The sequence below is a fragment of the Saccharopolyspora sp. NPDC000359 genome, from assembly GCF_040300525.1.
Lineage (GTDB): Bacteria > Actinomycetota > Actinomycetes > Mycobacteriales > Pseudonocardiaceae > Saccharopolyspora.
Genome location: NZ_JBEPDU010000002.1, coordinates 156,764 through 182,619 on the forward strand (window position 1 = coordinate 156,764; position 25,856 = coordinate 182,619).

A 25,856-nucleotide genomic window follows, 5' to 3' on the forward strand; every position below is an offset into this window, starting at 1 on the left:
TCCTCCCGTGTTTCAATCGGTTCTGCTGCGGTCCCAGCCGTCGTCGGCCTCGTCGGTGCGGCGGTCGCCGCGCGCCGCCAGCGAGTTCTCCAGCGCCGGGCGCATGATCTGGCCGAGCGTGTCGGACAGGTCGGCGGCGCCGGTCATCATCCCGGCGATGTCGATGTCGCCCAGCGCATCGGTCGGCATGAGTTCCTGCATCTTCCGCGCGCCCTGCGCCCGCCCGTCCTGCAACGTGCGCAGCAGGACGTCGGCGAGCTCAGCGGGCGCCGTGGTGCGGTAGGACTCGTTGAGAAACCGGATCGAACGGGGCTCGCCCTGTCCGTCGAACTCCATGGCCACCGCGCGGTCGGACGACTCGACCCGGATCGTGGTCTCAGCGATCTGCCGTTGGAGATCGGCCAGCCTGGCCTGCTGCTGCTCCAGCGCCTCCAGCGCCGGCCCCAAATCGAACGGCGGCCGTGCCGCGTCGGAACTCATCAGGACTTGTCCTCCCTTCGGACCTCGCGTCCGAGTACTCCGGTCAATCCGACACCGGCCTCCCAGGTCTCCGGGTCCTCACGCTGGGCGACGTTGCGGTCTCGCTCTTGGTGGCCGGTCTCCTGCTGTTCGGGCTGGCCGCCCATCGTGCGGGGATTCATCGGCGGAACCCCGCTGTGCGACGCGGTCCCCGCCACCTGACCGGACGCTGTGGCCGGGTGTGCGGTCGAGGCCGTAGACGGTTCCGAGGGGACTGACAGTGCGCTGGCGTCACTGCGGACGCCAGTCGGCGGCGGAGGTGCCACGCCGCCCGCCGACACCGGCGCGCCCAGGTGGAGGCGCAGCGCGGAAGCACCGCCGCCCACCGCCGCGGCGGTGGGGGATCCAGCCGCGGCAGCAGGTGCGGACGGTGCCGACGGGGGCGTGGCGGGGGGCGGGGCCGGAGCGGTGTCGGGGATCCGCTCGGCCCCGGTCTCGGTGGCAGCGTAGTGCTGCGCGGTGCTCAGGCTCCGCATCGGATTCTCGTCCTCCGCGGACTCTTCGCTGAAGGTGCGGACCACGTCGTCCTGATCGCGGTGCCCGTGTCCGGTCTTTCCTCGGTGGTCGTGGGGGTGCTTGGAGTCGTCTCCGGAGTCCCCGTCCTCGCCGCTGGCACCGTCGTAGTCGTCCGTGTCGCCGTGTCGCTCGGACGACGTTGCCTGGTGCGACTTGCCGGACTCGTCGGAACCGCGCTCGTCGCCGGGCTCCTCCGAGCCGTACTTCCCGGAGTCTCCGTCCGCCTGGGAGCCCTCGGATCCGTACTTCCCAGTCTCGTCCTCTTCCCGGGAATCCTCGGAACCGTGCGCGTTCTCCTCGAAAGCGTTCTGCTCCTCGTCCTGGCGACGCTTCTTCTCGTCCCGCTTGCGCTTCTCCCGACCGATCACCGCTGCGGCGGGCAATGCTCCGGCAGGCAGCACCGAGCTCCAGATCGAGCCCGCTGCTTCGGCGCCGTCCGATGGCATCTCGATGCCCACGGACGACTGGTCTTGTTGCTCGGCGTGCTGCTGACCCTCCGCACCAGTGGCGACGGGGCCTCGGCCGTCGTCTTGGCGCGCGCCGTCGGCGGCCCCAGCGCCGTCAGCGGCGGTGCTGACCGTCAGCGCCGATCCGCCCGCGGCACCGCCGGTCGGCTCGGCGGCGTCCGCCGCGCGGCCAGTCTGCGCCGTTTTCCGATCGCCGTTGTGCAGGGTCTGGTTTTCCGGCGGTGCGCGGAACCTGCCGCCGACGCTGCTGTAGGTGCTGCCGAGCCGTCGCAGCACCTCTTGCGCCCGGGCGTCCTGCTCTGCCTGGGCCGCCTGCGGGCCAACGCCGGGTGCCGTGCTCGCCGCGTCCCGCTGGGCACGGAGGTCGTCGACGTCGCGCTTGGCTTCTGCGACCGCGTCGCCCAGCTCGGTGAGCAGGTTCGCGTAGCTGGGTTCGGCGAGCGCGTCCACGCTGTGGCCGATGCGGCGCAGCAGCTCCTCGGCCGCGCCCGAGAACGCCTCGAAACCCTCGCCCTGCCAGGCCTGTTCCAGGTGCCTGAGCCTGCCGCGGAAGTCCGCGGACACGGTGCGCAGCCGTGCGGCGGTGCGGTCGAACCGCTGCGCGGCGTCATAGAAGGACTGCGGATCAGCGTGTGCCAGCGCCTGAACCGCGCCGTCCACATCGGCCGGCCCGCCGTCCCCACCAGGTGAACGGGAATCCTGGCCGGTCGCAGAGGACGTCATGTTGACCCCACCTTCCGTCCATTGCCTGTACTCGTATCCGCGCCCTGTGACGGGCCAGGACTCCCTCACGCCTCGGCGGTGCGGGCGGTGGCCGCGATCCCGCCGACCAGCTCCCGCCGCAGTGCCGCGACGGCGGCGCCGTTGTGCTGGTCGGTGTGCTGCAGGTCCGAGGCGAAGCTGCTCAGGCGCACCGACAGCTCACGGAAGGTCCTCTCGAGCCGCTGGCAGTGCGCGACGAAGCCGTCCCGCCGCTCGGCGAGGAGATCCTGCAACCACCGGCCCTCGGGGAGGTCACCGGCGGCCGTGACCGCCGCGCCGAGTTCGGCGCACTGGGCGCACTCGTCGGCGATCCCGGCGACCGCCGCCGCGACCTTGCCCATCTCGACGACGTCGATGCGCATCGTTGCGATGTCCGCCATCACCGATCACTTGTTGAACTGCGCGGCCAGCTGGCCGTCCTTGGCTTTGAAGTCGTTCGCACCGGTGTCCACCGCCCGCGTCAGATCCGTCAGGATCTGGTTCATGCCCTCGAAGGCCTGGTGGATCTGGTTGGCGTTCTCGTTGTAGGCGTTCGCCGCCTCCGCCTCCCATCCGGACAGCAGCGTCTTCGTCTGGTTCGCCATCTGCTCGATGCCCTGCTGGAGCCGATTGGTGACGTTGCGCATCTCGTCCACACCGGACTGCAGGATCGCGTACTGGTACTGGATCTCGTCGGCCATGCGTGCTCGTCCTCTCGTTGCGTGCGGTGGTGCGGCCGATCGCCGCGACTACTGGCTCGAGCCGTGGAGGAAGCCGGACATCCCGGGAGTGGAGCCGCCTCCCGCCCGGCGAACCTGGCTGGCGATCTCCTGGTCGCTGGCCTGGTACTGGGACGCGGACTCCCGGATCGTCGCGGCCATCTCGCGGAGCCTGGTCTCGACCTGCTGGCAGCGCGCGTCCCAGTCGACGTGGACCTGCTGGAGCTCACGGATCATGTCGCCCCGGTTGCCCCCCGCCAGCGTGGTGATCTCCGAGGTGAGCCGGTTCCGCTCCCCCTTCACGCCCTCGGCGACCTCGTCGTGCTGCTTGGAGATGCTGTTGAGCTGCTCCGGCGTCAGTTTCGTCTGGTTGGGCATTCGCAGACCTCCCGTGTCGGTTCTTCGATCGCGCGTGTTCAGCACACCAGTTCCGGGGCTGGATCGGTGCGGGTGCGGCGCCCACCCGGGCGTCCCGCAGGGGTTTGCTTCATGAGGCCGGGCCGCCCGGATGCTCCTGCGCCGCAGCAGAGGGGTCCAAGGCCGGACCGGTGGGCAGCAGGGCCAGCAATTCGGCGGGCACCGGAACAGCGGGAACACCGGCGTAGCCGAGCACTCCGGCCACCTCGTCGGAGGACAGCGGGTATTTCACGCCCTGGTCGGTGATGACGTACTGGGCTCCGCCGGGTGCTCTTGGAGCAGCCAGTTCGCGGGCCAGGACACCGGTCGACGACGGCACGCCCACCCGGTACGCCAGCGCGCCCCGCAGTTCGGTCGACCGCACGACTCCGGAGACGCGGGCCTGGTCGCGGGAGACCATGACCAACTCGGTCGGGACGTCGTCACCGGAGCCCACCCGGAACCGGGCGCACGGCACCTGCCGGGCGTCGCGGTCGACCGGCGTGATCTCCGGTGGATCGTCGGGCAGGTCCGGCGCGGCCCGGAGCTGCGTCGAGCGCGGCAGCGACGCCACCGCGCCGCCGTCGACGGGCAGCGCCGCCGGCCTGCCGCCGGGGTACGCGGCGGCGAGATCGGGGTCCGACAGCAGTAGGGCCGCGCGGGTGCGGGTCAACGGGGCCAGCCCGTCGGAGAGCAGCAGGTAGTAGCGGTCGGCGCCGACCACGCTGTTCTGCACCTCGTAGACCTGGCCGATGCGCCCGGGCACCCCCTTCACGGCGGGCCCGGTCCCGCCCAGTCCCTGGACGTCCGGCGCGGCCAGGTCGGGGCCGCTGGGCAGCGCCTGCACCCACGACGGCGCCACCGGCAACGGCCGCACCGCGTCGTAGCCGAGCGCGTCGAGCACCGCCCGCGACTGGATGCGGAACCGCGACCCGTGCCACACCAGGTAGGTCACCGAGTCCGGTGTGGACACCAGCAGACCGTGGTCCTCGTCGATCGGCGTCCCGCCGAGGTCTCGGACTTGCACGTCGGTCACCGGCCACGGCGTGTTCGACTCGTCGTGCATGGTGTCGGCGCACACGTACCACGGCGCGCTGCTCAGCGCGTCGGCGCCCGGCAGCGAGTCGGGGGCGTCGGGGATGCCCAGCGGCAGCCCGCGCGGCGCATCCTGCAAGGACTTCGCGGACACCGACACGACAGTCCCCTGTGCACTGTTGACGAGCAGTCGCGCGGACGCGAAGTTCAACACCGGGCGCAGTTTGTCCGCGAGGTATACGTACTTCGCCCCGGTCTCCTTCTCGACGATGACCGCGCCCGGCTCCTGCCACGACCGGTTCGCGCCGGGCGAGACGACCCCGATGACGCCGAACACGACGACCACCAGGGCCGCGACGAGACATCCGACGACCGCGTTCGCCACGAACCGCCGGGCGGGAGTCGCCGGTTCGTCCGGACGGCCCCGCATCAGTGCGGACATCAGCCTGCCCACGACGAAGAAGTAAGCCTGCACCTGATCACGTCGGGATCGCATCGTGCTACCTCAGAACCTGGTCGTCGAAGGGTGGTGGCAGGTTGGCTCCGGGATCACCCGGCCAGCCCCTGCACGAACGCGTACACGTCGAGGACCGCCAGCAGCAGCGGGACCAGCGCCACCGCGACGAGCACCTCGACGATGTCGACCGCGCGGCCCCAGTACGGCCGCGGCTTGGCGCCCGGCAGCGAACGCGAGCACAGGACCAGCACGAACACCAGCGCCACAGCCGCGGGGAACAGCACCACCAGCCGCATCAACGGGTCGGTGCCGACCAGCAGCCACGCCCAGAACGCCGCGCCCCCGCAGCCGCCGCCGACCAGCATCGGCCAACGCGCCCACCGGCCGTCGAAGGACCGCGCCCGCAACAGCAGCAGAAGCGCCGCGACCGCGACGAACAGCGCCTGCCACAGCTGCCATGCGCTGATCGCCACGGCGAACAGCACGACCGTCAGCGCGGTCAACGCGAAGGTGAGCGCGGCGATGTAGCGGGCCGCGACCTCGGCGCGGTCCACGACCTCGCGATAGGGCACCGGATCAGTGTCCTCGTCCAGTTCATCGGCCCCGGAGGGCAGGTCGGGGAGCTTGAAACCGGCCAACCGGAACGACAGCGTCGGTACGAAGCTCAGCACCGTCAGGCACAACGCGACCCCCAGCGCGGCGCACTGGTCGGGCCGCAGCGCGAACGCGAAACCGAACAGCAGGACCACGGTGAGCACCGCCGCCGGCAACAGCAGGGCGACGAAGAACAGCGTCGCGTCGCCAAGGCTGAACAGCGCGAGCACCGACACCAGCAGGGCCAGCACGCTCCCGCACGCCAAGCCCGCGGCCGGGGGCGCGGCCAGGTGGACGGCAACGGGCAAGAACCACCCGCACAGCGCGGCGTAGCAGACCGCCGCGACCGCGAGGACCGTGCCCGTGACCGTCGCCGATTTCGCCCGCGCGGCCGCACCCGCCACGGCGACGAGCGCGAGCGCGCTCGCACCAGCAACCACTGTGGACAGGAGGGCGTTCTCGGCCACCGCGAGCGTGGTCCAGCCGAGCAGGAGCGCCAGCCCGGCGAACGCCAGCAGCGTCCAGCGGGTCAGCCCGTCGTTCCACCGGTCCGGGCGCGCGCGAACCTGCCCGGCGATGCCGTCGACCAGATCGTCGAAGTCGATCTCGGGAAGCGCCTCAGCGCGCGGTCTCATGTGCACGGTCTCGCCGTCGACGAGATCGAGTTCGGCTGCCGTCCGGTTCTCGTCCAGCGGAACGTGTCCGAACCGCTGCAGCACCCAGCCCTCGTGCTCCACACCCAGGTCGGCCAGGCCCTGCCCGGCGTTGCGCAGGACTGCCGGGAGCAGGTCCGCGAACGGAACCTCGGTGGGGACCGCGAGTTCCACCGACCGCGAACCGACGATCAACCGTAGCCTCACGAGCTTGCTTGTGACATCCTTGGCGGTGCCTTCCATCTGGTGTCCGGTTTCCCTTCGTGGCTGGCTGGCCGAGAAGTGACACGGCGGAACCTAACCGCGCAGGAACACCCGCAACGCCCATCGGCAGCCGCGGGCGGCGCGATTAGGGAAAGAACTCACCAGAGAGGCGACCGCGTTGACCACGACGTTGTTCAACCGGCCCGCGCGCCGCGTGGGGCCGAAGATGCCCGAGGGCGAACTCACCCTCCAAGAACCACCACCCGTGCCCGAGTCGCGCAACAGCGGACTCAGCACGGTGCTCACCTACCTGCCCATGGTGCTGATGTCCAGCACCATGGCGCTGACCTTCCTGCAGACGCAGTCCGGGGCGATGGCCTACGTCATCGGCGGCGTCATGCTCGTCGGCATGGTCGGCATGGTCGCCAGCCAACTGCTCCGGGTCGCCACCGACCGCAAGTACAAGATGGGCGGCGATCGCCGCGACTTCCTGCGCTACCTCGCGCAGCAGCGCGACCGGGTGCGCTCCGCGCTCGGCGAACACCGGCGGTCGGCGGCCTGGACGCACCCGGCTCCGCAGTCGCTGTGGTCGCTCGCGCTGAGCTACCGGCTGTGGGAACGACGTCCGACGCACGAGGACTTCGGCGAAGCCCGCGTCGGCGTCGGTGAACAGCACTCCGCGCTGAAGCTGGTGCCGCCGGAGACGAAACCGGTCGAGGACCTCGAGCCGCTGTCGGCGCACGCGCTGCGCCGGTTCCTGCGCGCCTACAGCAGCCTGCCCGACGCCCCGGTCCCGGTGTACCTGCGCGGCTTCGCGCGCCTTCAGGTGCGCGGCGAGCCCGAGGCCGTGCGGGCGATGACCCGTGCCCTGCTCGGGCAGCTGACGACCTTCCACTCCCCCGACGACCTGGTCATCGCTGTGTGCGCGGGCGAGGCCGAACGCACCCGCTGGGACTGGGTCAAGTGGTTGCCGCACAACCAGAGCACGCAGCGTCGCGACGCGGCCGGTCCGGTGCGGCTGATGGCCGACAACGTCACCGAGATCGAGTCGCTGCTCGGCGAGGACTTCACCGACCGCCCGCGGTTCGAGGGCTCGAGCCCCATCACCAGCCGCGAACCGCTCGTCGTCGTCCTGCTCGACGGGGTGTCGGTGCCCTCCGGGCACCGGTTCGTCGAGGGCGGCTGCCGCAACGCGGTGGTCCTCGACGTCGGCGACGGCCTGCCGTGGCGACCCGCACCGGACACCCTGCACCTGGACGTCTCGCCGGACGAGATCAGCCGGGTGACCTTCGACCGCGCCGGGCGGGAGTCGGCGACCCGGCTCGGCGTGCCGGATGCGCTCGGCGCCGAAGCCGCCGCGGCGCTGGCGCGCACGCTCGCGCCATTCCGCATCGGCACCGCCGTCGACGCCGGCGAGCCGCTGGCCACCGACTTCGAGCTGACCACGCTGCTGGGAATCAGTGACGCCCGGACGTTCGACGTCGACGCGCTGCGCCGCGGGCGACCCGACCGGCAGCGGCTGCGGGTGCCCGTCGGCATCGAGACCTCCGGCGTGCCGTTGGAGATCGACATCAAGGAGTCGGCCGAAGACGGCATGGGCCCGCACGGCATGCTCATCGGCGCCACCGGATCCGGCAAGAGCGAACTGCTGCGCACCCTGGTGCTCGCGCTGGCCGCCACGCACTCGTCCGACGAGCTCAACCTCGTGCTGGTCGACTTCAAGGGCGGTGCGGCGTTCCTCGGTTTCGACAAGCTGCCGCACACCTCGGCGGTGATCACCAACCTCGTCGACGAGCTGGAACTCGTCGACCGGATGCAGGACGCCCTGACCGGCGAGATGAACCGCAGGCAGGAACAGCTGCGCGCGGCGGGCAACTACGCGTCGCGCCGCGAGTACGAGAAGGCGCGCCGCGCCGGGGCGCGGCTGGAGCCGATGCCCGCGTTGTTCGTCGTGGTCGACGAGTTCAGCGAGATGCTGGTCAGCAAGCCGGAGTTCATCGACGTGTTCGCGACGATCGGCCGCCTGGGCCGAAGCCTCGGCGTCCACCTGCTGCTGGCCTCGCAGCGCCTCGACGAAGGGCGGATCAGCAAGGTCGAGACCCACCTGTCCTACCGCATCGGCCTGCGCACCTTCTCCGCCACGGAGAGCCGCAGCGTGATCGGTGTGCCCGACGCCTACGAGCTGCCCTCCGCCCCGGGCAACGGGTTCCTGCGCACCGACACGCAGACGCTGGTGCGGTTCAAGGCCGCCTACGTCTCGGGCGCCTACCGGCCACCGCGCAGGCGGCGCGACCCGCGCGTCGTCGAGGACCAGCTCGTCGACTTCACCAGCCAGTACCTGCCACCGCAGCTGCGTGCGGAGCCGGAACCGGTTGCCGAGCAGGCAGGTCCGGACGACACCCGCGCGACCGTGATGGACGTGGTGATCGACCGGTTGGCCGGACGAGGACCGGCCGCCCGGCAAGTGTGGCTGCCGCCGCTGCGCACACCGTCCTCATTGGACGATCTGCTGCCGGCGCTGCTCGAAGACCCTCGACTCGGGCTGCGCGCCGCCGAACGCACCCCGCTGGTCGTGCCCGTCGGCCTGGTCGACCTCCCGGCGCAGCAGCGCCGCGAACTTCTCACCGCCGACCTGTCCGGCGCGAAGGGCCACGTGGCGGTCGTGGGCGCACCGCAGAGCGGCAAGTCGACGCTGCTGCGCACCCTGCTGTGCTCGCTGGCGTTGACCCACTCGTCCACCGAGGTGCAGCTGTACTGCCTCGACTTCGGCGGTGGCACGCTGGCAGCGCTGCAGGGCCTTCCGCATGTCGGCGGAGTCGCCAACCGGTTGGACCGCGACCGGGTCACCCGCACGGTGCAAGAGATCATCAACCTGCTGCAGCGGCGCGAGAACCTGTTCGCCCAGCACAACATCGACTCCATGGCTGCCTACCGGCGGGCGCGGGCGCAAGGCCGGTTCACCGACGAGGACCCTTGCGGTGACGTGTTCCTGGTCGTCGACGGCTGGTACACGATGCGCAACGACTTCGAGGAACTCGAATCCCGGTTGCAGGACATCGCCGCACGCGGCCTGAGCTTTGGCATCCACCTGGTGGTGGGCTCGAACCGGTGGTCGGACATGCGCCCGTGGCTGCGCGACGTGCTCGGCACCCGTTTCGAACTCCGCCTCGGCGACCCGGTGGAGTCGGAGGTGCACAGCCGCCTGGCGGCCACCGTTCCCGCGACGCCGGGACGCGGCATCACGACCGACCGGCAGCACTTCCTGGCCGCCCTGCCTCGCCTCGACGGCCAGTCGTCCACCGACGACCTCGCCGACGCGGTGGCGGATCTGGTGCATGCCGCCGGCGGGCCGGACGCGGTCCCGGCGCCCCCGGTGCGGCTGCTGCCCAGCGAGGTCACCGCGGCCGACCTTCCCGGACTGCGGGTGCGCGACGAACACGCGGTGTTCCAGGTCCCGCTGGGCATGGACGACGTCGAACTGGCTCCGCTGTGGCACGACTTCGACCAGACGCCGCACTTGATGGCCTTCGGCGACGCCGAGTGCGGGAAGACCAACCTGCTGCGCTACCTCGCGCGCGCGATCACCGACCGGTACGCACCCGACCAGGCCAAGGTGCTGTTCGCCGACCCGCGCCGCGAGCTGCAGGACGCGATCCCGACCGAGTACCAGGTCGGGTACGCGGTGGCCGCCGACAGCCTCGCCAGCACGGTGCAGGAGGTCGCGGAGCTGCTCACGCCGCGACTGCCCGGCCCGGAGATCACCCCGGAGCGGCTGGCCAAGCGCGACTGGTGGGACGGCGGACGCCTGTTCGTCGTCGTCGACGACGCCGAGTTGCTGGAAGGCGGGATGTCCGGCCCGTTGCAGCCGCTGCTGTCGCTGCTGCCGCAGGGCCACGACATCGGTCTGCACCTCATCGTCGCCCGCAGCACCTCGGGAGCGGGCCGGGCGATGATGGACCCGGTGATGCGGCGCATGTGGGAGCTGGGCACCCCTGCGCTGCTGTTCTCCTGCCCGAAGGACGAGGGCGGCTTCCTGGGCAACCTCCGCCCCCGGGAGCTGCCGCCCGGACGCGCCCAGTTCGTCAACCGGCGACGGACGGTCCGCCTGCTGCAGACACCACGAATCACCCCGGCCGGGAAGAACCCGGTCGGGGTGACGAGCAGGGACTGATCAGAATTCAGGCGCCTCGCCCGTGGTGCGCGCACCACGGGCGAGGCGCCAGGACCGACGCCGGCCGGCCGGGACCAGGACGGAGATCAGCCACCCGAGCGCGCCCGCGCCCACGGCGGCGCCTGTGGTGGCCGCGACGATGCCCGCAGGCCACGGGTCCGGCGGCGGGACGACGGGGTGCGTGACGCGGCCCGAGGTCACCGTGCTGTTCGCAACACCCGTGACCACGCCAGTGACAGCGGAGTACGGGTTGACCACGCCCCACCCGGTCTGGGGGTCGGGCACCGCGCCGCCGGACCGGTTCGCGGTCGTCCGCAGCCGCTCGGCGACCTGGACGGCGGTCAGCTCCGGGTGGTAGGCACGGACGAGCGCGGCGGCGGCCGAGACGAACGGCGTCGCGTAGGCGGTGCCGCTGGCCTGCCAGTGACCGGGCCCTCCCGGGCCGATGCTCACGATCTCCTCGCCCGGCGCCACCACGTCGACCGAGAACCCGGTTTCCGAAGCAGCACTGGGTTTTCCGGTCTCGTTGATCCCGCCAACCCCGAGCACCCCGTCGTAGGCGGCGGGATAGGTCGCCGACCGGCCGTTCGTGCTCGCCGCGGCGGCGGCCACGACGAGGGCATCGCGCGACTGCGCGTACTCGACCGCCGCCTGCAGAGCGGCACTCGGCACCGACGTGCTGGGAGAGACGTTGATGACCCGCGCACCGGCATCGGCCGCGGCGCGGATGCCCTTCGCCAGCATCGCCGGATCGGCGTTGCCCTTGTCGTCGAGCACCCGCACCGGGAGGATACGGGCGTCCGGGGCCAGCCCGGCGAACCCGACGCCGTGCACCTGCCTTGCGGCGATGATCCCGGCGACGAACGTGCCCTGCCCGGTGCAGTCGGACGTCGCGCCACCGGATCCGGACACGTCGACTCCGGACAGCACGGCGCCGGCCAGCTGCGGCGAATTCGCGTCCACGCCGGAGTCGACCACGGCCACGACGACGCCCGATCCCCTGGTCACCTTCCACACCCGCTGTGGGAAGAACTGCTGTTGCGCCCACGGGATCGCCGGATCGGACGCGCCCGGCGGCGGCGCGCATCCCTGGATCGTCGACCGGTCCGGCGGCCCAGCCGCCGGTGCGGCGAGGGCGGCGGGGGCGACCGGACCGATCACGGCCGCGCACGCCAAGCAGGCGGCGGCCACGCGGACGGGACGGGGCGTTCTGCGGTACATCAACTCACTCCTGGAGTTCAGGGAGCTGTCACGGAAACCTGCTTCGCCGCGACGTCGGCCACCTCGGCGACGAGTCCGACGGCCTGATTGAAACGCGCGGCCTGCGCACCGTCCACAGTGGCGAGTTCGCGGTCGCGGCGGCGGCGCAACGCGGCGCGGAGCCGGTCGGTCACGGCGAGGTCTCCGTCTTCCAGCTCGCCCGAACCGGTCCGGGCGCCCGCGGGCAGTTCATCCAGCAGCAACGCGGAACCGCCGTCACCGCGTTCCACCGCGAGGACCCTGAACCGGCCGCGCTGGCCGAAGACCACCTCGTTCTCCTGACCGACTGGGGTCAGCACGGACGTCCGCCGCGCCGAGCGCGACCAGATGCCGACGTCGACGCACGGTCCCTCGGGCACACCGCCGTCGCACGGCACCGCGCTGACCAACCCGGGTTCGGACAGCACCGCCCCCACCTGGTAGCAGTCCTGGACGTCCTGGTCCCACGGCCACGACACACCGCGGAACACCGCTCCGCGCTGAGCCGGCAGCCTGCGCAGCCCGGACATCAGGCACGCGAGGTAGGCGGCGCACGGCTCCTTACCGGTGCGGAGCCGTTCGTTGAGCGCCGCACCTCCCCGATCGCCGCCGCCCAGGTAGAGCCGCACCGCGACCAGATCGACGCGGGCGGCGTCCTCGTCGTCGCCGCGCAGCGACGGGAACAGCGCCAGGGCCGCGTTCACCGCGCCCACCTCGGTGTCGAAGTCCTCTCCCGCCCAGTCCAGGAACGTCGCCCGCTCCTCGGGGGTGCTGACGTGGTCGGGCGGGAACAGAGGATCGCGGTGCTCCACCGGGACCGGCGCGGCTTTCACCGGCGCCGGGATGCGCACGGTCCGCGCCCCGACGTCGGCGCCGTCCGGTGCGCCCGACGGTCCGGAACTCAGCGTCGCCGGACGCGGCAGGAGCGGCGCGACGACCGCTGTGGGCACATCGTCACCCTCGCCGGGCTCCGGTTCGTCGGCCCCTGGTCGGGGCACCACGACCGTGGCCTTCTCCACCGGGGCCTCCCGGACCTCGAACTCCGCCCCGCATTTCCGCACCGCCTCGCGCAGCGCCGCGGCGGTCCCGTCCTTCGCGGGGCCGACCAGCAGGACCCGCAGGCGGTTCCCGCACCTCTTCGCCAGCACCGGTAGGAGCTCGCCGACCAGCTGCGCCTCCGCCGCGACGGCCGCCGGTGTCACTGTCAACGTCATCCGGTGCGCCTCGAACGGGCTGCGCGGCAGCACGTCCACTGATTCGTCCACAGTGGTCAGAGCGAGTCCCGAGGGGACGACGTGCAGCCGCAGCGGTGCGCCCGTCGCGGGACGGGAGCAGCCCGGCTCGGCGGGCAGCCAGCCCGGGGGCGGCGGGGACGAGGCGAGCACCGTCGTCGGCGCCCCGGGCGAGTAGCGCAGAAGCGTCGGAACCGGGCACCAGGTGGTTTCGCCGCGCGCGTCGTGCACGGTGACCACCCCGTCCGGTTCCGGAACACCCGTCGAAGCGACAACATCCCGGCCGAGCCGGTCGGCGAAACGCTGCAGCCACGCCGCCGACGACGTGCCGGCCGCCGCGGGGACGAAGCGGCACGAATCGAGCAACGCCGCAGGCATCCGGCGCAGGGCGGTCACCACGGATTGCAGCGCCAGCTCCTGGTCCCCAGGCCGTCCCAGCACCACGCTGGGTGTCCCGGGGATGACCGGAATCGCCCGCGCCGGGTCGCCCGGACCGGAGCTCCTGGATCGGACGGGGCGCACCAGAAGCCCTGCCGGGACGTGTTCGAAGGCCGCATCCTGTTCGACGAGGGGCCGGGGCGGCAGCAGCACCTCCCAGCCGGGAGGCGCGAGCCGGTAGCCGCACGGCGTGCTCGTGCTGCCGCGGCGGAACCGGGCCCAGCCCGGCACACCGCCGGGACCCGTGGCGAAGGCCAGCGGCCCGGCCACGACGACCTCACCCACCGACGCGACGACCTCGACGCCGAACGTGTCGGCGAGCGTCTGCGCGTAGACCCGTCCCGAGAGGTCGGGGACTCCCGCTCCCCGCACGAGCAACCACAGGCCGCGGAAACCCGCCTGGTTCGGCGGCCCGAACACGCGTCCGCACGTCTGCCACACGGCGTTGGGCAGGTCGGACGCAGTGCCCGCCGCCATGGTGGCCAGCAGGACGACGGTGCCGGGCACGTCCGGCAGCGAGGCGAGCAGGCGGTGCTCGGCCGAGTCCGGCGGCTCGCCGAGGAGCTCGAACAGGCCCGCGGAGCCCCGCCAGCGGACGCGGAGCGCGCTTCTTTCGAGGCCGGGCACTGGTGTCGACGGGGCGGTGCCGGGGCCGTTCGGCGGCGATGGCATTGGTGGCATGGCTCGTTTCCCTGCGAACAGAGGGCTCCAGACGCCTCCGGCGTCTGCCGACGTGTGTGAAGAGAGGTCCTGGAGGGACTGTGCCCGCTTCCGCACCGCGGTTGGCTCCACTGGCCGTCAACGGCGGTAATCGAGGGATTCTCCTCGGCCACCCCGCGCCTCGACTGCGACTATCGTCACACCCAGGTGGCTGAGTAGGACCCGCTCGGCTGAGGAAAATCCCTCGCTCCGCGGGTGTCGCCGGGGCAACCCGTGATCAACGGACACGCCGCGTGGCACCGTTCCGGAGTCCGTTTCCCGCCGATCACGTCGGCGGGTCTTCCCCGGATTCTTCGAACAGAGAGGCTCCTCAGCAGTGACTCCCGAATCCGTCCCCACGTCCTTGTTCTTGGTCCTGATCGGCCTGATCGCCGTCGCTTACGCGGTTCTGGTGCTCAGCGCGCTGATCGGCGTCCTCCGGTCGGAGCTCGAACTGGTCCACAAGTGCGCCTGGACGGTCGCGATCTTCGTGCTCCCCTTCCTGGGCAGCGTGTTCTGGCATCTCGTCGGCAAGAACTCGAGGAGCGCCCGTGGAACCGACCAGCCCGTCAGCACGCGGGCCAGCTGACGGCCGCGATCGGCACGCTCTCCCGCTTCACCAAGTCGTTTGCGCCGCGGGCGACTTGGTGAACAGGCCGCCTGGCGACCCGGGTTGCGGTCAACTCGCCCCACGAGGACTCCCGATCGCGGCCGCGCCGCGATCGGTCAGGCCGTCGTTTCCGTCACCCGGCCCTCCAGCCACGCGGCGGCCAGCTCGACCCGAGTTCGACACCCGGTGCGGGCGAAGATCCTGGTCAGGTGGCTTTCGACAGTCTTCTCGCTGACTTCCAGGACGGCGGCGATCTGCCGGTTGGTGCAGCCGTCGCTGACCAACTGCGCCACCCTGGCCTCGATTCGCGTGTTGGAATCGTCCCGGCTGCGCTGCCTCGGCAACCACACGCCGCGACGCCGCATCTCCCCGACCAGGTTCGCACGGGTGCGCGATGAACCATGCCGCTCGGTGAGCGCGTACAGCTCCGCCAACCAGGGCTGCGGGTCGTCGCTGAGATCGCTCAACAGCAGGCACGCCCGCGCCATCGAGTGCTCGTCCCCGCGCGCCTGCGCCAAGCGCACGCATTCGACGGCCTTGGCCTGGTCGTGCCGGACCAATCCGTGCGCGAGCAGCACCGCAGTGCGCGTCGAACCGGACAGGACTTCGCGGTCCAGCTGCTCCAGCTCTCCCAACAGGGTCTCGGCCATGGTCTGATCGCCTTCGCGGGTCGAACAGTCGATCAGCCGACCGAGCAGCTTCTCCAACCCGGATGCGCGTCCCCAGCCGCGGTGCTGGTGGTACTCCCGCCATCCGATTCCGATCGCTTCGGTCCGGCCGGTTCGGTAGCCCAGGCCGCAGCGTGCCCAGCTCACCAAGTGCCCGCCCAACATCCGGTGCGAGGACCCACGCAGCCACTCCGCCGCACGGCCGAAGTCGCCAACGCTGGCGCAGATCTCACCGGCCAGCGCGCGGGAGAGGCACCGCATCGGGGACGCCCGACGGCCCAGGTCGCGCGCTTCCATCCGGCGCGCGAGCGACAACGCACGCTCGCGGTCCCCCGCTTGGTATGCGCGCAACATCCGTTGGTAGTCGGCGACATCGCTGTGCTCGGCCGACTCGTAGCGTACACCGAGCGTGCGTTCCAGGATCGTGGCGAGGTCGACGTGCGTGGCAGCCTCGCGCAGGTCGTCGGCCGCCGTCCGTCGCAGCCTGGACCAGCTGCCGACAGTTCTGAGGAACGACTCGTGATCGCCGGTGAGATCGCCCAACGACGCGAAAAGTTCCGCCGTCATGGTGCGGGATTCCGATAACGCCCGGAGCCTCGCCGCCACGACCTGCCAGTCCGCCTTGGAGACGGATTCCACGAGCGATTCCGCGAAGCCCTCAGGCAGGGGCACCCCGGCCGCCCGCAGGTCCGCTACTACCTCCGGCAGCAGATCGGTGCGCCATTCGTGCAGCAGCGCACCGATCCACGTCGTCAGGAGCTCGTCCAGCACAGGACGGTCGGAGTGTTCGCGATCCTTCGCCGTGGCAATGGTTTCTGAGATCCGTCGGCGCAATTCGGCATGGAGGTCGTCGAACTTCGCCGCCGCCACCTGCGACCGCACGTGGTCGCGCAGCGCTCGCGGCGACCCTGGACCTGGCGTGGGCGACGCGGCCGCCTCCCGCCGACCACGGTCGCCGGTTCTCCACTGGTGGGCCAGGAATACCCGGCATTCGTCGACGAGCTCACCGTCGGCCAACGCCCGCGCCGCGGCGGCCAGCGCAGGAGCTGCGAACGATGCCGAACCCCCGGGTTCGGAGAACTCGATCGCCCCGGCCTCGACGAGTTCGTCCAGCAGCAGACCGGTTTCCCCGAGATCCGCACCCAGCACGCCGACCAGGCCCGGGAGGTGCTCCAGGGCCAAGGGGGTCCGCGCGGCGAGCATCGCGACCAACGCGGCACCAGCAGCGTTCCGCCGAAACGGGCGCACCCACCGGTGATCAGCGGATACGGCGATCTCCTCGCCTCGGCCGGTCAGGCACCAGCGCTCGTCGACCACGACCAGTCGCCGCTCGGCCATCAGCGAGAGCAGGGTGGGCAAGACCGTGCCGGGATTGTGGAACAGCGGTCCCAAAGCCGTGCGCAGCGCCTCGATCACCGCCATGTCGAGCGGGAATCGCGGCATTCTCCGGTCGAGCACCGTGCGGATGTCCGTGTCCGACAGCGGTGCGAGCTCGATGGTCTCGGAAACCAGCGCGTCCAGCGGAGTGCGCCGACCGCGGCAGGCGGAGAAGACCACCGATGCCCCTGCCGAGCACGCCGTCTCGGCGATCGTGGCCAGCGCGCGGCCAGACACCGCGTCGGCGCGATCCACGTCGTCGATGACCGCGACACCGCCACGCGGCCCACTGACGGCCTGGGCCAATGCGCGCCCGATCCCGTGGGCGATCGCCAGCACGTCGTCGCCCGCGCGGAAGCCGGAGCGCAGTTCCGCCGCGGTGGCGATGCTGTCGAGCAGACGCGGGCACGCGGTCTGGCCGAACCGCTCCCGGATGGAGTCGAGCAGCGCATCCACGGTGGCCAGCGGCTTTTCGCGACTAGCAGTCGCCTTGACGACCGGAACCGCGTCCCGACCCCAGTCCGCGCAGGCCGCGTCCAGCAGCGCGCTCCTACCGTCCCCAGCGCCACCGCGGACTTCCACGACGATGCGCCGGCGGATGCTCTCCGCCAGCGCCGCTCGCTCGTCGTCCCGGCCGACGACCGCTCCGCTCGCCCGGATCATCGTCCTTCCTCCCCGTTCCAGAACCCGCCCGCCGTCTGCTGCCCGGACGTCTCCGGGGAACGGAAGCAGGCACCCGCAGGCGTGGCAAGATCTATCGCCTCGATACCCCCCAAGAGCAGGTGCCGCCGGAACCAGCAGATCGACAACCCTTCAGATAGGGAGAATTTTCGCGACCACCCGGACGGCAAGCGCGAATGCCGTCGACGGGGAAGGAGTGACCGATCATGTTGGTTGGGTACTCGGCTGCCACACCCCGGCCGGTCCAGGAACCGGTCGGCCGTTCGGCGGCGCCCGACGGGCCTCCGTCCCCCGCCGGCAGGGATGACCTGGTGCGGGACGTGCTGGACGTGGTCGCGGACGATTCCGTGCCTCTCATGGCCTTGCTGGGAACGGCGGGGATCGGCAGCTCCACGCTGCTCGACGCGGTGGGCGCGCGCGTGCGTACGGCCGCGCCGGTGCGCTTGCGGTTAGCCGAGGCCGACCGACTCACGACCTACTGCGCCGCGCACCGGCTGTTGACCGCAGCCGCCGCGGCGCGCGGCGAGCAGGGCACCGCGGTCTCGTCCGTGGTGGCGGCGCTGGCCAACGGCGGTGGGCAAGCTGATGGGCGACAGCGACTCGCGGTGGCGGCGTCGATGGTGTTGCGTCGACTAGCTCCCCTGGTGGTCCTCGTCGACGACGCCCACTGGGCCGACGACGGCTCGGTGGAACTGCTGGCCACCATGGCCGAGGACCTGGCGGGGTCGGCGTGCACCATCGTCGGCACCATTCGCAACGTCCCCGCGCTCGATGCGCGTTCCCCGACTCTCGACAACCTGGTCCGCCGCGGCTTGGCCCGGATCCGGACGATCCGCCCATTCACCGCACAGCAAAGCGCGGCCGTACTGGAACGCGTGCTTGGCGCCGTTCCGGACGCATCACTGAGCGCGGTACTGCACCGCGCAAGCAGCGGAAACCCCGCTCTGCTCCTCGCCAGCGCCGCTGCGTGCAGGCGGGCCAGCGCCATCGGATTCGTGGATCGGCACGCCGTGCTGCGCCGAGGAAGCGGCGTGCCGCCGGTCGACGTCAGCGAAGTGCCTGGCTTGGCGACCGCCGACGGGTTCCGCTGGCGCGTCGCGAAGTGCATGGCGGCCTACGAGTGCTTCGGCGCGGATGCCGTCGAGCTCACCGGTAGGTCCCTCCGGGCTGGCGAGCAACGCGTGCGGGAGGCCATCGCGAGCTTGGAGGCCGACCGGACGCTCCGCCGGGCACGCGCAGCAGATCCCGAACGCCCCGTGTGGCGCTTCGCGTTTCCCGCAGCGCGCGAATCCGTGCAGGCGGCCACGGGTCCTTTCGAGCGCCGCCTGCTCGCATCGGTCGCGGTCAAGGCGCTGTGGTCCGGTGACATCCCGTCGCGCGACGATGGCGTTCTCGCCGATTTCCTGGTGGAGGCGGGCACTCTCATACCCACCGACCGGTCGGTTGCCGAACTCCTCCGCATTGCCGCGGATGATTCCTTCGACGACGACCCCCGGGTCATGCGGTGGCTGGCCACCGCTGCTGCACTCGCGCCGACGCGGTCGCAGCGAGCAGCCGCGCTGGCCGAACATTGCACGGCCTGCGTGCACCACGAGCGGATGGCCGACGCGGAGCGCAGCGCGCGCACGGTGTTCGAGGACGAAACGCCGCTGCTTGAACCGCGGCAGTGGCATCGGCTCGCGGTCCACCGCGTCCTCGCTTTGGCTGCGTGCGGCGAGCGCTCCGAACTCCAACGGGTCATCGACCTCAGAGCGCGCTGGCTGCCACCGGACGAACCGAACCGCGAGTTGAGTCGCGCGATCGCCCTGTGCCTGCTGAACCGGTGGGCGGAAGCAGGCCCCGAACTCCGTCGGTTCCGCGCGCGATGGGACGAGTTGGACCCGCAGGTCTCGTGGTGGGGGCGGCGGTTCGACTCCACCGCCGCTGTCCTGACGGGCGCGGAACCCGTCACCGCGACCGTCCGGCACTGCACTGGAATGCCACCGCACCACTCGGTGCTGCTCGCGTTGACACCCGGCGGGCACACCCGAAAATCCCTTGGCGTGGCCCGTTCCTGCAGTTCTCAACTGTCAGCGGCGGACCGGTTCCAGGTGCAGTGGCGGGCGGGCAACTGGGATCGGGCGATGAGCATCGCCCGCAACAGCATCGCCGACGATCCCGTTGCGGACCCGGTCAGCAGGCTGTTCCTGCACCACGGCGCGATCCGGGTGCTGACGGCCCAGGGCTGGCTGGGCCGGGCGCGCAACCTCGTCGAGCAGGCCCGGCGCGGCCAACTGGAACACGTCCTGGACCACGCGGAAGCCACCGTGCTGCGGCTCCTGGGCGACGACTCCGGCGCCCACGCCCTGCTTTGGACCGGGCTCCAGCGCGCCGAGACGGCTGGCCTGTTGGTCGGCACCGAAATCCTGCTGGCCGACCTGACACGTCACCAGGCCAGGCGGGGGGAATACGAGCAGGCCGAGCACAGCCTCCGACGGCTCAGCAACGTCGCGGACCGACTCGGCACCGACACGGCCCGACTCGAACTCCTCGTCACCCGGGCCACCGTGTTCGGCGATCTCCGCAGCGCCGAAGCCGCCATCGCACTGGCGCGCGAGCACTCGTCCCCGTTCGAGTCGGTGTTCGCGCTCACCCGGATCGCGCAAACAGGACTGCGACCGCAGGAACTCTTCCTGGAGGCGTACGGCTTGCTCGGGGAGTTGGGAGCCTTGCTGTGGCGAGCGCGCCTGCGGCGGTCCATGCAGGATCACGACGTGAGCGTGCCCGACCGCAACGGCACACTGCGGGAAAACGAGCGGTTGCTGGCCGTGCTGGTGACCGAGGGACTGAGCAACCGACAACTCGCCTCGGTGTTCGGAACCAGCGAGAAGAGCGTATCCGCGAGGCTTTCACGCATGTTCACGAGATCGGGATACCGCTCCCGCGTTGAGTTGGCCGCCGCAATGCTCACGGGCGATTTCCTGACCTGATGGAGGAAATCCGTTGACCGAAGTAGATTTCGACACTGCCCGAGGCTTCTCCAACCTCGTCTTGCGTCGCGGTGCGGGTAGGGGCCCCCGGCGGGAGTTGCGGACCCCGCCTGGACTCCGGGACCCCCAACCCATGTACGACCAGTTCCCTGAAACCGCTTCAACGGTGTACGTGGTTCACCTCCTCTCCGCACCTCATCACCAGGCCGACCGGGACATCACATCGCTCAGCCTGCGCCTCGGTCGGCTCCACGGGGTCTCCGCAGCGTCCGCGCCGAAGTGCCCCGCGAAGCTCGTCGAGCAGCACCCGGTCCGAATCGGATTCGCTCGACGCCTCGCTGGGGTTCGGCGGCAACTCGGCCAGGAAGACCGCAAGGCCGCCGCTCCCACCGATCGTCCGGTCGATGCCCAAGACCTTGAACCTGCTCCCGGCCGGGAACACGACCTCGTCGGCCGGGTCCGGCGGGTTCACCGCAGCCGTTCGGCGCGCGGTTCGCGACCAGATCACCACCTCGGCACACCTCTCTTCCCCCGATTCGCGCGGCCGGGCTGCCAGCGCGCTCAAGAATCCTGGCTCCGTGAGCACATCGCCCACCGAATAGGCGGCGGCGAGACCGGCGCGGTCAGTGACGCGCAGGAAGACCACCCCGCAATGGCTCGGCAACCGCCGCAGCCCCGCGGCGAGGCAAGCGACGTAGTGGTGCGGGACGTCCTCGCCCGAACCTCGCAGTGCACTGTTGAGCGCAGCGCCCGACCACTCGCCGCTGCCCAGGTAGAGCCGAACCGCGGCGTAATCGATGCGGGCGTCGGCGCTCTCCACCTCGTCGGCGAACTCGGCCGCTTCGAGCCGATTGCCGGACCAGTGCGCGAATTCGCTTCGCTCCGCGGCCGAGCAGTCGATAACTCCGCCCAGGACGGCAGGCGTCCTCGGCACCGGAACGAGAACGGCACCCGGGCCACTCGGAACCGGGAGGATTCGCGTCTTCTCCGCGACCGGTTCCACCGCCTCCAAGCAAGGCGAAACCGGCTTCACCACACGGGTTTCCTGTTCATCGGGTGCCTCGACCGGCGGTCTCGTCGGGGTGCTCGCGGACGCGCCGTTCTCGAACTCGGCGCCGTACAAGCGAGCCAGATCGCGGATTTCCGCGACCAGATCCGGCGGTACCGATTGGACAGCGACCAGTCGCAGGCGTTCCCGGCTGCTCAGCGGCAAGGAGTCGAGCAGCGAGCGGAGCGTCGGCATCGGCGACACCTCGCATTGCTGGGTGCAGACCACCGTCAGCGTCATTCGGTTCGGCTCGAACGGCATCGCATCCACGTCCCCGGACTCCTGCCCGATGGGCAGCAGCGCCAGGCCGCTCGGCACCACGCGCGCCACCCAGCCGCCGGGGACCGCCACACCCGCACCCGGCGGTGGCGCCTGGCGGTACTGCAACGCGTCGAAGACCAACCAGCCCTGCGGTGGAGGTGCCACCTCCACCACCTCGGTCGGCCCGTCCGGCGAGTACCGCAAGGCGATCGCGGGCGGTTCCCAGGTCGGTTCACCGCTCACGTCGCGCACCGCGGTGATCGTGCCCCCGGCGCCGTCGTCGCTGACCATGCCGGTGCTCACGACCACCGCATGGCCGAGCTGCTCGGCCAGCCGCTGGTTCCACCGCGCCGAGGAGGTCTGCAGATCGGTCGGCACCAGCTGCACGCACTCGCGGAACTGCGGCGAAGCCTTGCGCAGGAACTCGGCGACCGCCAGCGAGCTGAGCTCGCCATCCGCGGGATGACCGAGGACCAGCCGTGGTCGACCGGGATGCACGGGAACACGGAGCGCTTCCGGCATCAATTCATCGGACCTGCGCACTGCCAGGCCGGCCGGGATGGGTACCAGGCTCAGCTCACCTCCGGCGAGGTCGGTGCGCGGCAGCAGCTGTTCCCACCCCGGTGCCGGGTAGCGGTGTCCGATCCACTCCGCGGGCCGGCCCCGCTGAAACCGATACCAGCCGTGTCCGGGCCGATCTGTTCCGGAGAACAACGCATTCGGGGGGGCGACCGCGACGGTCGTGTTGGTGGCGATCACCTCGACCCCGAGCCCGTCGGCCAGTTGCTGGGCGAAGATCTGCCCGTCGGCCGGGGACGGGGCCGCTGCCCCAGGCAGGGTCAGGCACACGCCCAGAACTGCACGTCCGCCGTCCCGGGCAACCTCGACCGCTTGGACGCAGGCATGGCGCACTGCCAGGGAGATCGTCGGTTTTGCCAGCGCCGCCTCGGTGGCCGCCACGACCACCACACCCGAGTGCTTCAACAGCGCGCGGAATCCCCCGTGCGCTTCCTCCTCGGACTCTTCGGAGCATCGAATGTGCAGGATCGAATTGTTCCGTCCCACGACGAGTCCTGTATCCGGCAGTTGTCCCCTTCGAGGTTTCAATCGCCGATAGGGGTTCCAGGCGCGCATCGTCACATCCCTCGCGACAACCGACTGCGGTGTGGCCTGCTTTCCGGCCATGACGAGGTAGCCCCGCAGGCGGGGCATCACTCGCAACTCCGAGTGTTGACCGCCGCCCCCTCGGGATCGTCTGCCGCGTGCGGAAGGCTGGATGCGCCCAGGGGTAATCCTCACCAACGCACATCCATCCGAAAAGGACGGTCGCGCGTCGGCCGACGAACTTGGCACCCCGACCATGTCGGGCTTCTCGCCTGTCGGGCCCGACGAACGAGATCATCGAAGATGTTGACCTCGTCGTGGGTGCCAGTACATTCTTGTCACGTTGTGTGAATGGCCAGGGAGCAGGAAAATGGAGACGAGGAAGTCCTTGCAGCGGCATCCGCGTTACTCCGACATCCCCGCGGATGACGGCGGCGAGCATCGCAAGTTGCTCCACGACATGGGCAACGAACTCGGCGTGGCGCTCGGCGTGGCGGAACTGCTGTCCGAATCAGACGATCTTCCCGCCGCCGCGCGGCAGGACCTGCGAACGATCGTGGATGCACTTTCTCGCGCGGAAGAACTGCGGAGTTCGGTCACGCTCCGCAACACGACTTTCGTGGATACCGCCAACCTGCTGACCTGCCAATCGGCGGTCCTCGAACTGATCGCCAGGAAAGCACCACTGTCCGCGACGCTGACCAGACTGGCCAGCGGGATGGAGCAGCACCTGCCCGGCACGCACTGCTCGATACTCCTGCTGGATTCGGACAGCTGCCGCCTGTACCACGGCGCGGCACCGACGCTGCCCGACAGCTACACCTCCGAGATCGACGGCATGGCCATCGGCCCGGTGGCCGGATCGTGCGGAACCGCCGCATACACCGGAAAACCGGTCATCGTGAGCGACATCCTCGTGGACGAGCGGTGGAACGCATTCCGGGACGTGGGGGTGCGCCACGGCCTGCGGGCGTGCTGGTCGTCACCGGTCATCAGCCCGCGGACTTCGGACGTCCTCGGCACCTTCGCGGTGTACCACAGCACACCGCACCACCCGAGCGTCGACGAGCGGGGGGCCGTCGAGCGTTTCACCCATCTGGCCGCTGTCGCGATCGAGCACCACCGCTTGTTCAGCGCACTGCACGAAAGCGAGGAGCGGTTCCGCAGCGCCTTCACCCACGCAGCCATCGGCATGGCGCTGGCCGACCGGGAAGGACGGCTGATCCACGTCAACTCCGCGTTGTGCACCGACACCGGGTACGACGTGGACGAGCTCCACAGCACCTACGTGTCGGACTTGATCAGCGGGTGCGACGCCGCGGACGTTCGCGCCGCCGTGCGGAATCTGGTCGCCGGGACGTCGAGCAGCTACTTGAAGGTGCATGGGTACCAGCACGCCGACGGCGCGCTCCGGTCCGCGACCGTGGTGATCTCCCCGGTGAAGGACTCAGAAGGCCGCACCCAGTTCGTGTGCCTCCAGCTCCGCGACATCACCGACCGGTTGCGCATCGAACGGGAGACGCGGGCTCGGGAAGCCGCCGAACGCGCCAACCTCGTCAAGAGCGAGTTCGTCTCGCAGCTGAGTCACGAGATGCGCACCCCGATCACCGCGGTGCTCGGTTTCGCCGAACTGCTCACGCAAGGCGAGCTGCCCGCCGACGATGCCGCCGACTGCGCGCAGCACATCATGGATGCGGCAGAATACCTGGAGCAGTTGATCGACGACACGCTGTGCATGACCCACGCGGATGCGGGGCGGCTGCCGATCCTGTCCGAGGCGGTCGACCTGCTGGAGGTCGTCGAGGACGGCTTGGCGCTCACACGCTCCGTCGCCGAGAGCAGTGCCGTCACGCTGCGCGTCGTGCCTGCGAGCGGCGAGTGCCTGGTCACCGGCGATCGCCAGCGCTCGCGCCAGGTGCTGGTGAACCTGCTGACCAACGCGATCAAGTACAACCGGCCGGGCGGCCTGGTGACGGTGCGCACCGAGCCAGTCGGCGAGTTCGTCCGGCTCACCGTCGAGGACGATGGGCGCGGCATCGCACCGGCCGACCTCCCCCGCATCTTCACGCCGTTCCAGCGCGCCGGCGTGCAGCCCGGCGACCCGCCCGGCCACGGGCTCGGCCTGCCCGTCGCGAAGAAGCTCGTCACCGCGATGCGCGGCCGCATGGACGTCGAGAGCGAACTGGGCGTCGGATCCCGGTTCTGGGTTGAACTGCCGCGGCACGACGAGGCGAACGTGGTGGTCGCCGGCGCGGGACACGCGCCGCGGATTCCGGCGCAGCGCAGCAGTGAGCACTCCGTGGTGCTGTACCTGCACGCCGACATGCACAGCATCGACGCCGTCGTGGAAGCCCAGCGGGTTCGCCCGCGCATCCGATTGCGGTGCGTCTACCAGTGCTACGGCGAGGTCGAGGAGCTGATCGGCTTCGAACGCCCCGATCTGGTGGTGATCGACCTCGACGACTCCGAGCGGTCCCGGAGCGTGCTGCACCTGGTTCGCCGGCACCCGTTGACCGCGGACAAACCAGTGGTGTGCCTCACCGACGCCCCTGCTGCGGTGCTCGCCGACGACCTCGGGGCCCCGCACTTCCTCCGCAAACCCGTGGAGCTTTCCGAACTGCTGGAGATCTTCGACCGGGCGCTGCCGGTGGCGGGGGAAGCGAGCACCACCTGATGAAGCGCGTACTCGTGATCGAGGACGATCCTCGGATGCGCGAGCTGCTGGTCCGCCAGCTCGCCGCGCTGCGTTGTGAAGCCTTCGCCGTGGGCACGCCGCCGAGCACCCTGCGGGCCGTCGACGCGCACCGGCCGGACGTCGTTCTCATCGACATCGGACTGCCCGAAATGGACGGATTCGCGCTGGCTGAAATGTTGCGGCACAAGCGAATCCCGATGCTCGCCAGCACGGGGTACGCGAATCCGGAACTCGAAGAGCGAGTCCGCGAAGCCGGTTTCACCGGACTGCTGCGCAAACCGTTCAGACTGCGGGACTTGGCGCGCGAACTCAACCTCGCACTGCCGCGGGACTGATAAGAGCGCCGCCACGCGCGCTCGCCCC

16 protein-coding genes are annotated in these 25,856 nt (G+C 70.8%); 5 read left to right on the forward strand and 11 right to left on the reverse strand.

Annotated elements, in window-relative coordinates:
* Window positions 1-12: 12 nt before the first annotated feature.
* From ABT324_RS02590 to eccD, 7 genes are all read right to left on the reverse strand, one after another.
* Entirely contained in the window at window positions 13-480 is a 468-nt protein-coding gene (locus ABT324_RS02590) for a YbaB/EbfC family nucleoid-associated protein (protein WP_351170416.1), read from the reverse strand.
* Window positions 480-2,225, reverse strand: coding sequence for a WXG100 family type VII secretion target (locus ABT324_RS02595; protein ID WP_351170418.1), 1,746 nt, complete (start codon window positions 2,223-2,225; stop codon window positions 480-482). The genes ABT324_RS02590 and ABT324_RS02595 overlap by 1 nt, the downstream gene beginning before the upstream one ends.
* A gap of 65 nt (window positions 2,226-2,290) precedes the next feature.
* Complete coding sequence (locus tag ABT324_RS02600; protein ID WP_351170420.1) at window positions 2,291-2,644, reverse strand: hypothetical protein; 354 nt, start codon at window positions 2,642-2,644, stop codon at window positions 2,291-2,293.
* Between the two features lie 6 nt (window positions 2,645-2,650).
* Window positions 2,651-2,944, reverse strand: a complete 294-nt coding sequence (locus ABT324_RS02605) for a WXG100 family type VII secretion target (protein ID WP_351170423.1) — start codon at window positions 2,942-2,944, stop codon at window positions 2,651-2,653.
* A gap of 48 nt (window positions 2,945-2,992) precedes the next feature.
* The gene (locus ABT324_RS02610) at window positions 2,993-3,340 is read right to left on the reverse strand and encodes a WXG100 family type VII secretion target (protein WP_351170425.1); all 348 of its coding nucleotides are present in this window, start codon (window positions 3,338-3,340) and stop codon (window positions 2,993-2,995) included.
* Window positions 3,341-3,449: 109 nt separating this feature from the next.
* Window positions 3,450-4,889 carry a type VII secretion protein EccB gene (gene eccB / locus ABT324_RS02615; protein ID WP_351170428.1) on the reverse strand — a complete coding sequence of 480 codons (1,440 nt, stop codon included), beginning with the start codon at window positions 4,887-4,889 and terminating at the stop codon, window positions 3,450-3,452.
* 53 nt (window positions 4,890-4,942) lie between these two features.
* The gene (eccD, locus tag ABT324_RS02620) at window positions 4,943-6,304 is read right to left on the reverse strand and encodes a type VII secretion integral membrane protein EccD (protein ID WP_351170431.1); all 1,362 of its coding nucleotides are present in this window, start codon (window positions 6,302-6,304) and stop codon (window positions 4,943-4,945) included.
* Window positions 6,305-6,479: 175 nt separating this feature from the next.
* Here eccD and eccCa point away from each other — a divergent pair, with 175 nt between their 5' ends.
* Window positions 6,480-10,472, forward strand: a complete 3,993-nt coding sequence (gene eccCa / locus ABT324_RS02625; protein WP_351170433.1) for a type VII secretion protein EccCa — start codon at window positions 6,480-6,482, stop codon at window positions 10,470-10,472.
* On the opposite strand, the gene mycP is transcribed toward eccCa, so the two are convergent.
* Together mycP and ABT324_RS02635 are read right to left on the reverse strand one after the other, a co-directional pair.
* Window positions 10,473-11,693: a type VII secretion-associated serine protease mycosin gene (mycP, locus tag ABT324_RS02630; protein WP_351170436.1), complete on the reverse strand. Its 1,221-nt coding sequence runs from the start codon at window positions 11,691-11,693 to the stop codon at window positions 10,473-10,475.
* 17 nt (window positions 11,694-11,710) lie between these two features.
* The gene (locus tag ABT324_RS02635) at window positions 11,711-14,062 is read right to left on the reverse strand and encodes a hypothetical protein (RefSeq protein WP_351170439.1); all 2,352 of its coding nucleotides are present in this window, start codon (window positions 14,060-14,062) and stop codon (window positions 11,711-11,713) included.
* A gap of 355 nt (window positions 14,063-14,417) precedes the next feature.
* Here ABT324_RS02635 and ABT324_RS02640 point away from each other — a divergent pair, with 355 nt between their 5' ends.
* On the forward strand, window positions 14,418-14,669 hold the full coding sequence (locus ABT324_RS02640) for a PLD nuclease N-terminal domain-containing protein (RefSeq protein WP_351170442.1): 252 nt from the start codon (window positions 14,418-14,420) through the stop codon (window positions 14,667-14,669).
* 137 nt (window positions 14,670-14,806) lie between these two features.
* Here the strand turns inward: ABT324_RS02640 and ABT324_RS02645 are convergent, their stop codons facing one another.
* Complete coding sequence (locus ABT324_RS02645) at window positions 14,807-17,398, reverse strand: LuxR C-terminal-related transcriptional regulator (protein ID WP_351170445.1); 2,592 nt, start codon at window positions 17,396-17,398, stop codon at window positions 14,807-14,809.
* Window positions 17,399-17,622: 224 nt separating this feature from the next.
* Here ABT324_RS02645 and ABT324_RS02650 point away from each other — a divergent pair, with 224 nt between their 5' ends.
* Window positions 17,623-20,385: an AAA family ATPase gene (locus tag ABT324_RS02650; RefSeq protein WP_351170448.1), complete on the forward strand. Its 2,763-nt coding sequence runs from the start codon at window positions 17,623-17,625 to the stop codon at window positions 20,383-20,385.
* 160 nt (window positions 20,386-20,545) lie between these two features.
* On the opposite strand, the gene ABT324_RS02655 is transcribed toward ABT324_RS02650, so the two are convergent.
* Window positions 20,546-22,909, reverse strand: coding sequence for a hypothetical protein (locus ABT324_RS02655; protein WP_351170451.1), 2,364 nt, complete (start codon window positions 22,907-22,909; stop codon window positions 20,546-20,548).
* Window positions 22,910-23,168: 259 nt separating this feature from the next.
* Between ABT324_RS02655 and ABT324_RS02660 the strand changes: the two genes are divergently transcribed.
* On the forward strand, window positions 23,169-25,472 hold the full coding sequence (locus ABT324_RS02660) for an ATP-binding protein (RefSeq protein ID WP_351170454.1): 2,304 nt from the start codon (window positions 23,169-23,171) through the stop codon (window positions 25,470-25,472).
* Window positions 25,472-25,828, forward strand: coding sequence for a response regulator (locus tag ABT324_RS02665; protein WP_351170457.1), 357 nt, complete (start codon window positions 25,472-25,474; stop codon window positions 25,826-25,828). The genes ABT324_RS02660 and ABT324_RS02665 overlap by 1 nt, the downstream gene beginning before the upstream one ends.
* The last annotated feature ends 28 nt before the right edge of the window (window positions 25,829-25,856 follow it).

Bases quoted from the DNA above. Each gene is read 5' to 3' on its own strand.
- ABT324_RS02590 (WP_351170416.1), bottom strand. From the start codon at position 480: ATGAGTTCCGACGCGGCACGGCCGCCGTTCGATTTGGGGCCGGCGCTG.
- ABT324_RS02595 (WP_351170418.1), bottom strand. From the start codon at position 2,225: ATGACGTCCTCTGCGACCGGCCAGGATTCCCGTTCACCTGGTGGGGAC.
- ABT324_RS02600 (WP_351170420.1), bottom strand. From the start codon at position 2,644: ATGGCGGACATCGCAACGATGCGCATCGACGTCGTCGAGATGGGCAAG.
- ABT324_RS02605 (WP_351170423.1), bottom strand. From the start codon at position 2,944: ATGGCCGACGAGATCCAGTACCAGTACGCGATCCTGCAGTCCGGTGTG.
- ABT324_RS02610 (WP_351170425.1), bottom strand. From the start codon at position 3,340: ATGCCCAACCAGACGAAACTGACGCCGGAGCAGCTCAACAGCATCTCC.
- eccB (WP_351170428.1), bottom strand. From the start codon at position 4,889: ATGCGATCCCGACGTGATCAGGTGCAGGCTTACTTCTTCGTCGTGGGC.
- mycP (WP_351170436.1), bottom strand. From the start codon at position 11,693: ATGTACCGCAGAACGCCCCGTCCCGTCCGCGTGGCCGCCGCCTGCTTG.
- ABT324_RS02635 (WP_351170439.1), bottom strand. From the start codon at position 14,062: ATGCCACCAATGCCATCGCCGCCGAACGGCCCCGGCACCGCCCCGTCG.
- ABT324_RS02645 (WP_351170445.1), bottom strand. From the start codon at position 17,398: ATGATCCGGGCGAGCGGAGCGGTCGTCGGCCGGGACGACGAGCGAGCG.
- ABT324_RS02650 (WP_351170448.1), top strand. From the start codon at position 17,623: ATGTTGGTTGGGTACTCGGCTGCCACACCCCGGCCGGTCCAGGAACCG.
- ABT324_RS02660 (WP_351170454.1), top strand. From the start codon at position 23,169: ATGGAGACGAGGAAGTCCTTGCAGCGGCATCCGCGTTACTCCGACATC.
- ABT324_RS02665 (WP_351170457.1), top strand. From the start codon at position 25,472: ATGAAGCGCGTACTCGTGATCGAGGACGATCCTCGGATGCGCGAGCTG.